Annotated in this window: 11 protein-coding genes and 1 tRNA gene; 6 read left to right on the top strand and 6 right to left on the bottom strand. The window is 73.9% G+C overall.

Translation table 11 applies throughout. The annotated features are described in order from the left end of the window. Nucleotides 1-110: 110 nt before the first annotated feature. From ABFY03_RS15670 to ABFY03_RS15655, 4 genes are all read right to left on the bottom strand, one after another. On the bottom strand, nt 111-1,085 hold the full coding sequence (locus ABFY03_RS15670) for a ribose-phosphate diphosphokinase (RefSeq protein ID WP_031007234.1): 975 nt from the start codon (nt 1,083-1,085) through the stop codon (nt 111-113). 121 nt (nt 1,086-1,206) lie between these two features. Next, nucleotides 1,207-2,655: a bifunctional UDP-N-acetylglucosamine diphosphorylase/glucosamine-1-phosphate N-acetyltransferase GlmU gene (gene glmU / locus ABFY03_RS15665; RefSeq protein WP_319011172.1), complete on the bottom strand. Its 1,449-nt coding sequence runs from the start codon at nt 2,653-2,655 to the stop codon at nt 1,207-1,209. A 106-nt stretch (nt 2,656-2,761) separates the two neighbouring features. After that, nucleotides 2,762-2,836, bottom strand: a tRNA-Gln gene (locus ABFY03_RS15660). A 29-nt stretch (nt 2,837-2,865) separates the two neighbouring features. Further along, on the bottom strand, nt 2,866-3,723 hold the full coding sequence (locus ABFY03_RS15655; protein ID WP_346170154.1) for a hypothetical protein: 858 nt from the start codon (nt 3,721-3,723) through the stop codon (nt 2,866-2,868). A 128-nt stretch (nt 3,724-3,851) separates the two neighbouring features. Here ABFY03_RS15655 and ABFY03_RS15650 point away from each other — a divergent pair, with 128 nt between their 5' ends. Continuing rightward, nucleotides 3,852-5,156 carry a sensor histidine kinase gene (locus tag ABFY03_RS15650; protein ID WP_346170153.1) on the top strand — a complete coding sequence of 435 codons (1,305 nt, stop codon included), beginning with the start codon at nt 3,852-3,854 and terminating at the stop codon, nt 5,154-5,156. Between the two features lie 158 nt (nt 5,157-5,314). Here the strand turns inward: ABFY03_RS15650 and ABFY03_RS15645 are convergent, their stop codons facing one another. Next, entirely contained in the window at nt 5,315-5,797 is a 483-nt protein-coding gene (locus tag ABFY03_RS15645) for an SUKH-3 domain-containing protein (RefSeq protein WP_031007228.1), read from the bottom strand. A gap of 8 nt (nt 5,798-5,805) precedes the next feature. Further along, a complete protein-coding gene (locus ABFY03_RS15640) occupies nt 5,806-6,309 on the bottom strand; it encodes a YwqJ-related putative deaminase (protein ID WP_319007610.1) in 504 nt (167 codons plus the stop codon). 306 nt (nt 6,310-6,615) lie between these two features. On the opposite strand from ABFY03_RS15640, the gene ABFY03_RS15635 reads away from it, so the two are divergent. The 5 genes from ABFY03_RS15635 to ABFY03_RS15615 all read left to right on the top strand — a co-directional run bounded on the left by ABFY03_RS15635 (nt 6,616) and on the right by ABFY03_RS15615 (nt 13,950). After that, complete coding sequence (locus ABFY03_RS15635) at nt 6,616-7,611, top strand: SMI1/KNR4 family protein (RefSeq protein ID WP_319007611.1); 996 nt, start codon at nt 6,616-6,618, stop codon at nt 7,609-7,611. A 7-nt stretch (nt 7,612-7,618) separates the two neighbouring features. After that, a complete protein-coding gene (locus ABFY03_RS15630; RefSeq protein ID WP_346170152.1) occupies nt 7,619-10,087 on the top strand; it encodes an SUKH-4 family immunity protein in 2,469 nt (822 codons plus the stop codon). 147 nt (nt 10,088-10,234) lie between these two features. Further along, a complete protein-coding gene (locus tag ABFY03_RS15625) occupies nt 10,235-11,269 on the top strand; it encodes a cellulose-binding protein (RefSeq protein ID WP_319007613.1) in 1,035 nt (344 codons plus the stop codon). Between the two features lie 9 nt (nt 11,270-11,278). Then, on the top strand, nt 11,279-11,656 hold the full coding sequence (locus ABFY03_RS15620; RefSeq protein WP_319007614.1) for a VOC family protein: 378 nt from the start codon (nt 11,279-11,281) through the stop codon (nt 11,654-11,656). A 53-nt stretch (nt 11,657-11,709) separates the two neighbouring features. Next, nucleotides 11,710-13,950, top strand: coding sequence for a hypothetical protein (locus ABFY03_RS15615; protein ID WP_346170151.1), 2,241 nt, complete (start codon nt 11,710-11,712; stop codon nt 13,948-13,950). The last annotated feature ends 16 nt before the right edge of the window (nt 13,951-13,966 follow it).

The following is a 13,966-nucleotide window of genomic DNA, read 5'->3' as shown; positions in this document are numbered from 1 at the left end:
GGCCGCCCCCGGCCCCCCAAATGGATCACCCCGGCCGAGAACGGCGGAGAACGGCGGAGGGCCGCCTCCCCCGAACGGGGAAGGCGGCCCTCCGAAGCGGTTCCCGGGGCTCAGTGCTCCTCGAAGAGGCTCGTCACCGAACCGTCCTCGAACACCTCGCGCACCGCGCGCGCGATCGTCGGCGCGATCGACAGCACCGTGATCTTGTCCAGCTCCAGCGAACCCGGCACCGGCAGCGTGTCCGTGAACACGAACTCGCTCACCTTCGAGTTCTTCAGACGGTCCGCGGCGGGGCCCGACAGGATGCCGTGCGTCGCCGTCACGATGACGTCCTCGGCGCCGTGCGCGAAGAGGGCCTCGGCCGCCGCGCAGATCGTGCCGCCGGTGTCGACCATGTCGTCCACCAGGACGCAGACGCGGCCCTTCACGTCACCGACGACCTCGTGGACGGTCACCTGGTTGGCGACGTCCTTGTCGCGGCGCTTGTGCACGATCGCCAGCGGCGCGTCCAGACGGTCGCACCAGCGGTCGGCGACCCGCACGCGGCCCGCGTCCGGGGAGACGATCGTCAGCTTCTCGCGGTCGACCTTGCCGCCCACGTAGTCCGCCAGCACCGGCAGCGCCGACAGGTGGTCCACCGGGCCGTCGAAGAAGCCCTGGATCTGGTCCGTGTGCAGGTCCACGGTGAGGATCCGGTCCGCGCCGGCCGTCTTCATCAGGTCCGCCACCAGACGGGCCGAGATCGGCTCGCGGCCGCGGTGCTTCTTGTCCTGACGGGCGTAGCCGTACGACGGGACGATCACGGTGATGCTCCGGGCCGAGGCCCGCTTCAGAGCATCGATCATGATCAGCTGCTCCATGATCCACTTGTTGATCGGAGCCGTGTGGCTCTGGATCAGGAAGCAGTCCGCGCCGCGCGCCGACTCCTGGAAGCGGACGTAGATCTCACCGTTGGCGAAGTCGAACGCCTTGGTCGGAACGAGACCGACACCCAGCTGGTGCGCGACCTCCTCGGCCAGCTCGGGGTGGGCGCGGCCGGAGAAGAGCATCAGCTTCTTCTCGCCGGTCGTCTTGATCCCGGTCACAGCACTGTCTCCTCAGACTGTTCTCTGGCCGCGAGACCCCGCGCTCCCGTGCGCGTGTGCGAACCAGCCGAATTTGTGTGCACGTATCACGGTACGCCGACTTCGACGTACCTGTTTCCGGTCAGCTTGCGCCGGCGGACCCTTCGGAGCTCGCCTCGGCCGCCTGCGCGGCGGCGCTGCCGGGCCGCTTCCGGGCGACCCAGCCCTCGATATTCCGCTGCTGGCCCCGGGCGACGGCCAGCGCACCCGCCGGCACGTCCTTCGTGATCACGGACCCCGCCGCCGTGTAGGCGCCGTCCCCGATCGTGATGGGAGCCACAAACATGTTGTCCGAACCGGTCCGGCAGTGGGACCCGATCGTGGTGTGGTGCTTGGCCACGCCGTCGTAGTTCACGAAGACGCTCGCCGCGCCGATGTTCGAGTACTCGCCGATCGTCGCGTCGCCCACGTACGACAGGTGGGGGACCTTGGTGCCCTCGCCGATCGTCGCGTTCTTCATCTCGACGTAGGTGCCGGCCTTCGCCTTCGCGCCGAGCTTCGTGCCCGGACGGAGGTAGGCGTACGGGCCCACGGAGGCGCCCTCGCCGATCACGGCGGAGTCGGCCACGGTGTTGTCCACCCGGGCGCCCCGGCCCACGGTGGTGTCCTTCAGCCGCGTGTTCGGCCCGACCTCGGCGTCCTCGGCGACGTGCGTCGCGCCGAGCAGCTGCGTACCCGGGTGGATCACCGCGTCCGGCTCGAACGTCACCGTCACGTCGACGAGCACGGACGACGGGTCGACCACGGTCACGCCGGCCGTCATCGCGGCCTCCAGGAGCCGCTGGTTCAGCAGCGCGCGGGCCTCGGCGAGCTGCAGGCGGTTGTTGATCCCGAGGATCTCGCGGTGGTCCGGGGCCACGGACGCGCCGACCCGGTGCCCCGCCTCGCGCAGGATCGACAGCACGTCGGTGAGGTACTCCTCGCCCTGGCTGTTGTCCGTCCGCAGCTGCTTGATCGCCTGCGCGAGCAGCGGCCCGTCGAAGGCGAACACGCCGGAGTTGATCTCCCGGATGTCCAGCTGGCCCGGGGAGGCGTCCTTGTGCTCGACGATCGCGGTCACGGCGCCGCTGGCCACGTCCCGCACGATCCGCCCGTAGCCGGTCGCGTCCGGCACCTCGGCGGTCAGCACGGTGACGGCGTTCCCGTCGGCGGCGTGCGTCTCGGCCAGCGCCCGCAGCGTCGCGCCGGACAGCAGCGGGGTGTCGCCGCAGACGACCACGACGGTCCCCTCGGGCGCGGCCCCCAGCTCCTCCAGCGCCATCCGCACCGCGTGCCCGGTGCCGTTCTGCTCCTCCTGCACGGCGGTACGGGTCCCCGGGTACACCTCCTCCAGGTGCCCCCGCACCTGCTCCCGCGCGTGCCCCACGACCACCACGAGGTGCTCGGGCTCCAGCTCGCGGGCGGCGGACACGACGTGCCCGACGAGCGAGCGCCCGGCGATCTCGTGCAGCACCTTGGGGGTCTTGGACTTCATGCGGGTGCCCTCACCCGCTGCGAGGACGACGACGGCGGCCGGGCGTGTGGCGCTCACGGATATGCCCTTCGGCTCTGGGTGGTGGACGCACGAAGGATACCGGGGCGCCGGAGGGCGGCCACGAGGAAGGGCCCTGACCTGGGAGGTCAGGGCCCTTGCGTAATGGCTCCCCTGCCAGGACTCGAACCTGGAACATATCATCCAAAGTGACATGTGTTGCCGATTACACCACAGGGGATGGCATTACCGGCCAAAACGGACAAGTTGTTAGTCCGCTGACGCGACGGCCCCTACTATGCCGCACCATGCGCCCTCGATGCGACGGTACAAGTCGGCACTGCCGAGAACGCGCATGACAAGGCATCCTCGGTACTCCGTGCCGATGTTCTTGCGGATCGTCTTCGGATTGTGTCGCTTGAGGGTCGTCTTGCCGAAGCGGGCCGGATCGGCGCCGAGGAGTTCGGCCCAGTAGCGCTCCGCCTCGGCCACGTTGGCGGTCTCGTGGATCATGAGGCTGTAGGTCCGCCGTTCGGGCTCGACGCCGAGGAGGTCGAGCCAGGCGCTGAACACTCGCACCATCCCAGGGTCGCTGTTGACGAAGGTGACGCGCTCGCGCCGCGCGTGCGGCTTGTCCTTCGTGCCCTCGGCCCAGTACAGCCCCACGCCCAGCAGGAAGAGCTCACGCTCCGACAGGGCGCCGATCTCCTCGGCCGCAGCGCTCTTGGTCGCCCGCCGCTCTTCCTCGCGTCGGCGCATCGTGGGCTCCCACCCGCGCCGGGCGATCTCGGATGCCTGATCCGGGGTCCGTTTCCGCTCCGGCCTCGGCAGGTCGCGTACCCACAAGCTGATCGAGCTCTTCGAGCAGCCCAGCTCGACCCGGATCTGGTCGTACGTCATGCCCTGGAGGCGCAGCTTGCGGGCGCGGTCTCGGAGGTCGTCCTTGGCGTTGGGGCGCTTGGTCCACTCCGGTGGAGGTTCTCCCTTGACCAGACGCTGAAGGAGGTCGCTGTTGAAGATCTTCAGGCGGTCGCGGATCTGGCGGAGGCTGAAGCCCTCGCGGCGCAGCGCCACCGCCTGGGCGCGCAGGTCCTCGAAGTCCGCGTACCTGTTCATTTCTGCGGTCATGTGATGAGCGTCGTCCGGAATGCGGACGCTTGGGTCGAAAACTCAGGCGATTCGTTAGTTCGAGGGACTGGTGTGCGGGGTGTTGACGGACCACGGAAATCGTTGGCGGCCGCCCGTAGGGTGGGGGCATGACCGCAACGGGGGCAGATCGGGACGCGCCGGGCGCGCGGGCCGTGTGGTGGTGGGAGCGGCGGCGGAGCGTCGTGCTCGATGTCGGGCTGGCGCTGGTGTCGGCGGTGGAGTGTGCCGCCGAGGGGGTGTCGTTCGCCGGGAAGGCGGGGGCGCCGGCGGCGCTGGGGGCGCTGTTCGGGTTCCTGGTGGGGTCCGTGCTGCTGGTGCGCCGGCGCCGGCCGATCACCGTGGTGCTGGTGTCGATCGCGGTGGCGCCGGCCGAGATGGGCTTCCTGATGGGGATCGTCGGGCTGTACACGCTGGCGGCGTCGGAGGTGCCGCGGCGGTACACGGCGGTGCTGGCGGCGATGGCGACGGTCGCCGTGTTCGTCGTGACGGCGGTGGAGATGCGGCGGGACATCGCCGCGCAGGCCGACGACTTCGATCCGAGCACGTGGTACGTGCCGGTGATGGCGTTGTTCATGACCCTGGGGCTGAACGCGCCGCCGCTGCTGTTCGGGCTCTACATAGGGGCGCGGCGCCGGCTGATGGAGAGCCTGCGGGAGCGGGCGGACTCGCTGGAGCAGGAGCTGTCGCTGCTCGCGGACCGGGCGGAGCAGCGGGCGCAGTGGGCGCGGCAGGAGGAGCGGCGGCGGATCGCTCGGGAGATGCACGACGTGGTGGCGCACCGGGTGTCGCTGATGGTGGTGCACGCGGCGGCGTTGCAGGCGGTGGCGCTGAAGGATCCGGAGAAGGCCGTGCGGAACGCGGCTCTGGTGGGTGACATGGGGCGCCAGGCGTTGACGGAGCTGCGGGAGATGCTGGGGGTGCTGCGGGAGGAGGCGCCGGCGGTGGGTCCGGCGGCTCCGGCGGCGGTGCCGCTGGCGGCGGTGGGGCGGGCGGCCGCGGCGGCCGCGGAGGCGGCGGCGGGACCGGGCCTGGGTGCCCTGGAGGAGCTGTGCCAGGAGTCGCGGCTGGCGGGGACCGCGGTGGAGCTGGTGGAGCTGGGGGAGCCGGGGGCGTATGCGCCGGAGGTGGAGCGGACGGCGTACCGGGTGGTGCAGGAGGCGCTGACGAACGTGCACAAGCACGCGCCGGGCGCGGACGTGGTGGTGCGGCTCGCGCACCGGGGGTCCGAGGTGGCGATGCAGGTGGAGAACGGTCCGTCGGACGCGGGCGCGGCGGACGCGGGGCTGCCGAGCGGGGGCAACGGCCTGGTGGGGATGAAGGAGCGGGTGGCGCGGCTGGGCGGCGTCTTCGTGTCGGGCCCGACGGACGCCGGGGGTTTCAAGGTGTCGGCGGTGATCCCGGTCGGGGGCTAGGCCGTCTCTTCCGGATCATGCCGGGCTCGCGACGCCTGGCACGCACCCTCGCGGCGTTGTCGTCGGTCGCCAACGCTCCGCGTCGGCTCCCTCCTCCGCCTTGCGAGCGCACGCACCAGACGCCGCTCCCTGATCCGGCCTGATCCGAAAGAAACGACCTAGCCGGCCGTGAGGCGGGTGGGCTGGGTGCCGGTGACGAGGGTGGCGAGGGCGGCGTCGATGTCGCGGCCGAGGTACCAGTCGCCGGCGTGGTCGAGGCTGTAGACGCGGCCTTCGGCGTCCATGGCGAGGACGGCCTGGTGGTCGCCCTCCTCGCCGAGGGGGGCGAGTTCGGTGCCGAGGGCGCGGCCGAGGTCGGCGAGGGTGCGGGCGAGGTGGAGGCCGGCGAGCGGGTCGAAGTGGAGGGTGGCGGGCGCTATCTGGCGCCCGTGGCCGGGGGCGGTGAGGCGGAGGCCGCCGAATTCGGCCCAGGCCTCGACGGCGGCGGGGAAGACGCTGTGGCGGTGGCCGGCGGGGGAGACGTGGGCGCGGAGGGTGTCGGCCCATTCCTCGGCGCGCTTGATGTCCCAGCGTCCGGGCTGCCAGCCGGCGTCGCGGAGGGCGGCGTCGACGTTGACGGGGAAGCGGGTGGTGTCGGACATGGGCCGGGTCAGCCGTTCTCGGTGGGGGTGACGGTGCGCACGCCGAAGTGGTCGAGGAGCGCGGCGCAGGAGCGGCAGGGGGCGGCGTAGCTGCCGTGCAGCGGGTCGCCGTCCTCGCGGATGCGGCGGGCGGTGATCTTGGCGTGCTTGAGGCTGCGGCGGGCCTCGCCGGCGGTGAGCGGCTTGCGCTGGGCGCGCTTGGAGCGGTTGTTCTCGGCGGCGCTGAGGTGCCGGGAGAGCAGGATGGCCTCGGGACAGCGTCCGGTGAAGCGTTCGCGCTGGCCGCTGGTGAGCGTGTCGAGGAAGTCCTGCACGAGGGCGTGGAGGACGGGCGGGGTGTCCCCGCGGCCGGCGGTGCAGGTGAGGGTCTCGCCGCGGACGGACAGGGCGGCGCCGACGGCGGGGAGGATGCCGTCGCGGCGGTGGAGCAGTAAGGGGGCGCGACCGTGGTCGGTGTCGCTGCTCCAGTTGAGGCGTGGGTCACCCTGCGTGGGCGTCGTGCTGGCGTACATGGTGCTGGTCTTCCCCTCCTGCAATCCCCCGAGTTGCGTTGCACAGCCTGCCAAATAGGGAGCCATGTGGGGAAGCTGGGTGGGGGTTTCGGCTCGTCGGTGTGTCGGAGCCGTGGTCGCCCCGTCATGGCTTCGTGACGGTTGGTGACGGTGCGTGTGCGGGGTGGGCCGGTGGGGGCGCGGGCCGGTTCGTGGTCTTGTGGCAGCGCATAGGCTGTGCGGGATCGGTCGGGCGCGGCTGCGTGCAGTGGCGTCCGGCAGCAGGAGCAAGCAGCAGCCAGTGACGCCATGCAGGGAGCAACCGCCATGACGACAGGTCGGCTCGGGCAGTCCGCGCCACCGAACGCGGCCTATGCCGGGCAGGTCGTGCGTTTCCCGGATCCGGTGCGCGCCTCGCGGCATCCGCGCGGGGTGCGGGTGGACGAGCGAGGGTTCCCGGACTTCTCTCCGTACGCGCGCGCGGCGGCGGAGATCGCGGAGCCTCCGGAGGGGTTCGGCGTCGACGAGCTGCGGCTGACGGACTACGTGTCGGCGAACGCGGCGATGGCGGCGACCGGTCACGAGCTGTGGGACACGATTCCGGCGGTGGCGACGCCGCACGGCTGGACGTGGCACCACGTGGCGGGGTCGCGCCGTCTCGAGCTGGTGCCGGTCGAGGTGAAGGCGCTGCTGCGGCACCACGGTGGTGTGGCGACGGCGGCGGTGGACCACGCGAAGCGGGGTACGCGGCCGCTGCAGGAGACGCGTCCGGTGCACTTCGGGCTGCCGAAGGGCCGGGTGGCGGTGTCGGAGCAGCAGCTGCAGGGCGTCGAGGAGGACCTGGGCTACCGGCTGCCGGGGGCGTACCGCTCGTTCCTGAAGGCGGCGGGGGGTTGTGCTCCGGTGGGCGCGGCGCTCGACGCGGAGCTGGGGCTCCTGGTGGACCAGCCGTTCTTCACGGTGCGCGAGGAGGCGGGGGTCAACGACCTCGTCTACGTCAACAAGTGTCTGCGGGACCACCTGACGAAGGACTACCTGGGGGTGGCCTTCGTGCAGGGCGGTCTGATCGCGGTGAAGGTGCGCGGTACGGCGGTCGGTTCGGTGTGGTTCTGCGCGTACGACGACGTGCGGGACTCCGGCGAGGAGGCCGCGGGCTGGTCGGTGAACGAGCGGGTGGAGCGGTTGCTGCTGCCCTGTGGTGTGGACTTCGACGCGTTTCTGCTGCGGCTGGCGGGCAATCCGCCGGAGCTGGAGACGGTCGCGAACCTGATGGTGGACGGCGGGTTCGCGCGTGCGGTGCCCGTGGTCCCGGTGGGAGGCTGAGCCGGCTGTGGTGACGTTCGCGCAGGCGCAGGAGCGCGCCGAGGAGTGGATCAACGGCGACCTGCCTCCGTACCAGCACCAGGAGGTGCGGGTGCGGGAGTTCGCGCTGGGTTTCGTGGTGTGGGCGGAGGACCGCGAGGGTGGTCCGACGGCGGACACGGGCCGGCAGCGGCTGGTGATCGCGCGGGACTCGGGCGAGGGCACCCTGTGGCCGGGGCTGCCGGTGGGCGAGGTGATCCGGCGGTACGAGGAGGAGTACGGGGCCGCCGGTGAGGAGGCGGCGCCGGCCGCGTCGGCGCCGTTGGCGCGGATCGACCTGAACCAGACGTCGTTCCTGCTGAGTCCGCCGGAGTGGCTGCAGGACGCGGCGGACAAGATCGGTCTGCCGCAGCGGCCGAACGCCTCGCAGGAGGAGCGGGGCGAGGCGGAGTCCGAGGCCGACGCCGACACGGGCGGTGTCGCCGGTTCGGTGTCGTCGGCGGAGTCCGGCGCGTCGGAGGGGCGTGCGGTGGGGTCGGGGCCGGCCGGGCCGGAGACGCCCGCGTCGCCGACGCCGCTGTCGGCCGTGCCCTCCTCGTCCTCCTCGGTGTCGTCGGAGGAGTCGGACGCGGAGTACGAGCCGACGGCGATGGACGGGGTTCCCGCGTCGGCGCCGGCCAGTCCGTGGGTGGACGCGAACGCGTCGTCCGGCGGGGTGGAGGGGGTGCCGCTGCCGGCGACGGTGTTCGCGCCGCCGCTGTCGGGCGCGGACGACGAGGACGCGCCGGCGCCGGTGGTGGGCGCGGACGCGCCCACGGCGCTGATGCAGGGCGGGAGCGCGCTGCCGAAGACGGCCGTGGCGCCGCGGCTGGACCCGGCGTCGCCTCCGCCGCCGGGTGCGACGCCGCCGCCCGTGGCACCGGGCGCGATGCCGCCTCCGCCGGGTGCGACGCCGCCTCCGCCGGCGGTTCCGCCGGTCGTGCCGGGGGCGGGGGACATCGCGGACGCGGCGACGAGCAAGGCGACGCTGCCGCCGAAGAAGGCGGCCGCCCGCGGGCCGGTGGCGCCGCCGCCTCCGCCGGGGGCGCCGGGGGTGCCCGGCGGGACCTCGGGCGGGCCGGCGCCCGCGCCCGCCTACGTACCGACGCAGCTGACGCCGCAGACGCCGCCGCCCGTCCCGGGGCGGCCGGGGACGCCTCCGCCGCCCGCGCCGCCGGGTCCGGCGACGCCTCCGCAGCCGGTGCACCACGCGGCGACGATGCTGGCCCACCCGGGGCCGGCCGGTCCCGGTGGCGGTCAGACGCCGCCGCCTCCGCCTCCGCCGCCGGGCGCGCCCGGCGGTCCGGGGACGCCGGCGCACGGGATCGAGCACGCGCCGACGATGCTGGCCCAGCCGGGTCCGGCCGGTCCGGGCGCCCCGCTGCCGCCGCCGGGGCCCGCCCCGGCCGCGCCGCAGCCGCCCGCGCCCGCCCCCGCGCCGGGGCCGGCTCCCGCGTACGGGTATCCGCAGCAGCCGCCGGCCGGGGTGCCGACGGTGGGGCCGGGGTACCAGGCGGTGCTGCGGTACCGGGCGCCGGACGGTTCGGAACAGCAGATCATCCGGCGTTCGGCGCCGGGCACCCCGCATCCGGAGTGGCAGATCCTGCACGAGCTGCGCGGGCTCGGCGTGCCGCCGCAGCAGGTCCTCGAACTGCACACGGAGCTGGAGTCCTGTGAGCTGCCCGGCGGTTACTGCGCGCGGATGATCCGCGAGACGTGGCCGCAGGCGCGGATCACCAGCATCGCCCCGTACGGCCGGGATCACGCCGGCCGGCAGCAGGGCATGCGTCAGCTGCTCACCCACCAGGGCGAGTTGCACCAGGTGGCGGACGGTCCGGCGCGCCCCGCGCCGGTACGGGCTCCGCTGCCGCAGGTGCAGCCGGCGCCGCCGGTGCCGCCGGAGGGCGTGGCGCAGGAGCTGGCGGGCGCGTTCGGGCCGGGGATCCTCCGGTTCGACCAGCGGGCGGTGTCCCGTCAGGGGGTGCCGGAGCTGGTGGCGGTGACGCTCATGTGGGCGGGTCTGCCGGCGGACTTCGGGCCGTTCTTCTGGGCCCAGCCGGCGCTGCCGGTGGTGCCGACGCTGGCGGAGCTGGCGCAGCAGCGGCAGGTGCAGGCGGCGCCGGACGCGAGCTCGTACCTGGTGCTCGGTTCGGACTTCGGGCGGGCGATCTGCGTCCAGTACGGGACCGCGCACATCGTGGCGGTGCCGGTGGAGGCCGGGCCCGGCGGGGCGTCGGTGCCGCCGCAGTTCGTGAACACCGGGCTGCCGGAGTTCGTGCGGTCCATGGCGCTGCTCGGCCGGATGTGGAGGCTGCGGTTCGGGCTGACGCCGGAGCAGGCGGGGCGCTGGACGGTCGACTTCCAGGCGCAGCTGGCGATGCTGGATCCGGCGGCGCTGTCGTCGCCGGAGAACTGGTGGTCGGTGCTGCTGGAGCAGATGTGGGACGGCTTGCTCTGACGCCTCGGCTGATGCCTCGGCTGTTGTCTCGGCTGACGCCGGGTTAGGCGGAATGTGACGAAGGGCGCTCGATGTGTGATCACGTCGGGCGCCTTTTGTCCGTTGTTATGCCGCATCCTGGAGGGGACCGGAGGGAAGGGGCGCAGGATGAGTTTCGCCGTCGGACGGGGGCGGGGGTACCGCCCGGAGCAGGTCGACCGCTACCTCGCCGCGCTGTCGGGGGACCGCGACGAGGCGTGGGAGCGGGCCGCGCGGCTCACCGTCCTCGCCAAGGAGATGGAGGCGGAGCTGGCCGCGCTGCGGGAGGTCGTCGCGGCGCTGAAGCCCCAGCGGTACGAGGAGCTGGGCGAGGCCGCCCAGCAGATCCTGAGGCTCGCGGAGCAGGAGGACGAGCGGCTCGTCCGCGCCGCCGAGGCGGAGGCCCAGGCGCTCGCGGAGGCGGCGGACGCGGCGGCCCGCGAGGCCCGGGAGGCGGCCGACGCCTACGCGGAGGGGGTACGGGCCGCGGCCGAGGCGCAGGCCCGCGCGACCCTGGAGGCCGCCCGGGAGCGGGCCGAGGAGTTCGCCACCATCGCCCGCCGCGACGCCGAGGGCGCCAGGACGGCGGCGGCGGAGGCGTACGAGGAGACCGTGCACCGCGCGGCCGAACTCCTCGACCGGCAGGCCGAGGAGCACCGCACCGGCCGCGCCGAGGCGGAGCGCGCCGCCGAGACCGCCGCGGCGGAGCTGGACGCCCGGCACGCCGCCCAGGTCGCGGAGGCCGAGGCCCGCCTGGAGGAGGCCCGCCGCGCCCTCGCCCGCACCGAGGAGGAGGCACGGCACGGCCAGGAGGACGCCGAGGCGCGGGCGGAGGAGATCCTGGCGGAGGCCCGGATGAGGGCCGAGCGCACCGAGCGCGAGACGGACCGGGTGCTGCGCGAGCACGACGAGGCGCGCGAGGAGATCCACGCGCACATGGAGCACATCCGCACTTCGCTGGCGGCGCTGACGGGCCGGGTGACGGCGCCGGCATCCCGCGACGAGGAGCGGGGCGAGGCGCCGGCCGAGGACGAGCGCGGCGAGGCGGCTCCCGAGGGCGCGGCGGACGCGGAGGGCACGGAGGACGCGAAGGACGCGGAAGGCACGGAGAACGCCGGACCGGCGGCGAACCCCGCCCCGGAGGGCAAGACCACCGGCTCCTAGGCTCCCGCCATGGAGATGCGACTGACGGCCGTGAACCTGGACTGCCCCGACCCGCTCGCCCTCGCCGCGTTCTACGCGGAGGCGACCGGCCTGCCGCTGCACGAGCGCTCCGGGGCCGACTTCGCCGGGCTGGTCGGGGAGCACGGTCTGGTCCTCGGCTTCCAGCGGTCCGCCGGTCACCGCCCGCCGACCTGGCCGGACGGCGAGGTCCCGGCCCAGCTGCACCTCGACTTCGAGGTCGACGACGTCGACGCGGCGGTGACCGCCCTGACCGCCCTCGGGGCCACCCTCCCGCCGGCCCAGCCCGCCTCCGGCCGCTGGCGCGTCCTGCTGGACCCGGCGGGCCACCCGTTCTGCGTCTCGCCCCGGAGACCGCGCCGTCCCTGAAGGCCGGAGGCGGTACTCTCTCGATCTTCATCAGGGGAGGGGAACCCGCACACATGATCTACGCACGTCCGCGCGGCGGCAGAATCGCCGCCGCCGCTCTCACCGTCGCCCTTGCCGCCGCAGGCGTCACCGCCCCGGCGTTCGCCGCGCCGTCCGCACCGCTCGCGGCCCAGGACGGGCAGGGGACGACGGTGCCGTACCCGGCGGGGTATGCGGAACTCCTCGGGGGAGGGGAGAAGGGCTTCTTCACACGGTTCCGGTACACGGTGAGCTGGACCTCCTACGCGACCGGCGTCTCTCAGGTGGTGCACGACGCGCCGACAGGCGACCGGTACGTCGTCGGCGCCTCCGACGTCCTCGTGACGGGGAACCACCCGACCTCGCTGCGGGAGGCGCGGGTGTTCACCGTCCGCGACCTGGCCTCGGGGGCGCAGCCGTACGTCGTGGACCTCGACGCGCTGGCAGAGGACGGCGAGCGGTACTTCTACCAGGGGGCCGTGGGCGGGACCCTCGTCACCCACCTGGCGAAGGCGGACGGGACCGTGGAGGGGCGGCTGGTCACGCCGGGCCCGGACGGCCCGCAGCAGCGCCCGGTGGCGGGGCTTCCCGCCGACACCAGGGGGTTCCGGGTCACCGAGACCACCGCGGCCACGGCCGCCCTGGTCGTCGTGGCCGGACCGGACAGCGCTCCCCGGTACACCCGGAGCGTCCTCGACGTCGCCTCGGCCGCGGTCACCGACGACTTCCCCCGGGCCGATCCCTACAACAGCGCACCCGTCTCCGTCTCGGAGTCGTACGTCGCCTGGCCGGACGAGACGGCTCCGTCCCGCGTGGCCGTCGCCGCCCGGGGGACCGGCGGGACGGGGCCGGTCCGGACGACCGAGGTCGCGGCCTCCTACCCGTACGCCCTGCTCGGCGGGTGGCTGGTGCACGGCGGGACGACCCGGCCCCAGACGGTCGGCGACGGCGGGCCGTTGATGGCGGAGCGCGCGGACGGCAGCGGGACGCCCGTGCGGGTCCTCGACACCATGGGCTGGCTCGTGCCGGGGCCGGGCGGGTCCCTGATGGCGCGCGGCGGCTCGGTCGAGCACGGCGAGGGGCTGTACCGGATCACCCTGGACGCGGCGGGGCTGCCCGTCGCGGAGCTCGTCGCGAGCACGGGTGAGCCGTCCGTCCTCGTGTACGGGGGCGCCGAGGTGCCGGCCACGATCGACCTGAGCCGGACGAAGTCGGAACTGCTCCGGTGGAAGCTGGCCGGGCGGGTCGGGAACGCACGCGTCACGATCACCCGCATGGACGGCCCCCGCGGCGACGAGCCGGTCGTGATCAGGGACTTGGTGCCGATGGGGCCGGACGGGATCGGCTTCACCTGGAAGGGCCAGGACTTCAACACGCCGGGTCGGCCCGCCGAAGCCGGCCGGTACAGCTGGAAGTTCGAGGCGACGCAGTTCAGCGGGCTCGGCGAGCCGGTCCGCGACTACGGGACGTTCACCGTCCGCCGCACGGTCGGGCTGCACGACTTCGACGGCAACGGCTCGCCTGAGCTGCTGACGCGGGCCGGCGGGCGCGTAGAGGCCGTGGACCTCGTCCTCGACCCGGAGACCAGGGCGCCCTACGCCTTCCAGAAGGCGGAGTTCGGCCGCGAACTCGGCTGGGCGGCGTACGACCGCCTGGAGTCGGTCGGCGACGTCGCGGGCTCGCGGCTCGCGGACGTCGTCACCCGGGACCGGGGCGGCGTGCTCTGGTTGCACCAGGGCGCGGGCGACGTGCGGTATCCGCTTCTCCCGCGCGTCCGGGTCGGCGGCGGGTGGAACGTGTACGACCGGATCACCGGCGGCTCCGACCTGACCGGCGACGGCCGGGCGGACCTCGTCGCCACCGACCGGGCGGGCGTGCTGTGGCTGTACGCCGGCACCGGGAACGCGTCGGCGCCGTTCAAGACCCGCAAGCGGGTCGGCGGCGGCTGGGGGATCTACAACGACCTCACCGCCACGGGGAACCTCGGCGGCGCCGGGGCCGGCGACCTGGTCGCCCGGGACCGGACGGGCGTGCTGTGGCTGTACCTCGGCAAGGGCGACGGCACGTTCGCGCAGCGCGTGCGGATCGGCGGCGGCTGGGGGGCGTTCCGCCAGTTCACCGCCATCGGCGACGCGAACGACGACGGACGGCAGGACTTCCTCGCCTCCGGTGACACCGGCGACGTCTTCTACACCGGTACGGGCGACTGGCGGGCTCCGTTCAAGTCGCCCCGCTGGACGTCCCTGGCCCCAGGGGTCGGGGTCGACCTGTTCTGACCCGTCGGCTCCCCTC

Origin of the sequence: Streptomyces roseofulvus (genome assembly GCF_039534915.1) — a bacterium.
GTDB lineage: Bacteria > Actinomycetota > Actinomycetes > Streptomycetales > Streptomycetaceae > Streptomyces > Streptomyces roseofulvus.
Note: the sequence above shows the minus strand (reverse complement) of the source record. Positions and strands in the feature narration are given on the sequence as shown.

Coding starts and splice junctions, on each gene's coding strand:
- ABFY03_RS15655 (WP_346170154.1), bottom strand. CDS start 3,723: ATGACCGCAGAAATGAACAGGTACGCGGACTTCGAGGACCTGCGCGCC.
- ABFY03_RS15650 (WP_346170153.1), top strand. CDS start 3,852: ATGACCGCAACGGGGGCAGATCGGGACGCGCCGGGCGCGCGGGCCGTG.
- ABFY03_RS15645 (WP_031007228.1), bottom strand. CDS start 5,797: ATGTCCGACACCACCCGCTTCCCCGTCAACGTCGACGCCGCCCTCCGC.
- ABFY03_RS15640 (WP_319007610.1), bottom strand. CDS start 6,309: ATGTACGCCAGCACGACGCCCACGCAGGGTGACCCACGCCTCAACTGG.
- ABFY03_RS15635 (WP_319007611.1), top strand. CDS start 6,616: ATGACGACAGGTCGGCTCGGGCAGTCCGCGCCACCGAACGCGGCCTAT.
- ABFY03_RS15625 (WP_319007613.1), top strand. CDS start 10,235: ATGAGTTTCGCCGTCGGACGGGGGCGGGGGTACCGCCCGGAGCAGGTC.
- ABFY03_RS15620 (WP_319007614.1), top strand. CDS start 11,279: ATGGAGATGCGACTGACGGCCGTGAACCTGGACTGCCCCGACCCGCTC.
- ABFY03_RS15615 (WP_346170151.1), top strand. CDS start 11,710: ATGATCTACGCACGTCCGCGCGGCGGCAGAATCGCCGCCGCCGCTCTC.